Source organism: Streptomyces sp. WAC05292 (genome assembly GCF_003949955.1).
GTDB lineage: Bacteria > Actinomycetota > Actinomycetes > Streptomycetales > Streptomycetaceae > Streptomyces > Streptomyces globosus.
In genome coordinates, this window is the sequence record NZ_RPSE01000888.1 from 1 (window position 1) to 355 (window position 355).

Below are 355 nucleotides of genomic sequence, written 5' to 3' on the forward strand. Positions count from 1 at the left end.
AGCGAACGGGTGGTGCAGTGGCGGTGGGTGCCGGTGGCTGGCAGGGGGAGTTGCTCGACCTCGAGGGGTACCTCGGGCGGATCGGGTTCCGGGGGGAGCGGGCCGCCACCGAGAGCGTGTTGCGGGAGCTGGTGCGGGCCCATGTGACCGCTCTGCCGTTCGAGAACTTCGACGCCGTGCTCGGGGCGGCCATTCCCCTCGATGTGCCGGCCGTGCAGGACAAGATGCTGCGGCGCGGGCGGGGCGGGTACTGCTACGAGCACGCCGTGCTCTTCGCCGCCGCGCTCGAAAGGCTCGGCTTCCGGTTCACCGCGCTGCACGGACGCGTCACCCTCGGGTCGGAGAAGGCCACGCC

At 72.1% G+C, this 355-nt stretch carries 1 protein-coding gene; it reads left to right on the plus strand.

From position 1 onward, the window contains the following. Positions 1–50: 50 nt before the first annotated feature. A partial coding sequence (locus EF903_RS33595) for an arylamine N-acetyltransferase (RefSeq protein WP_260616257.1) occupies positions 51–355 on the plus strand: 305 nt, incomplete at its 3' end.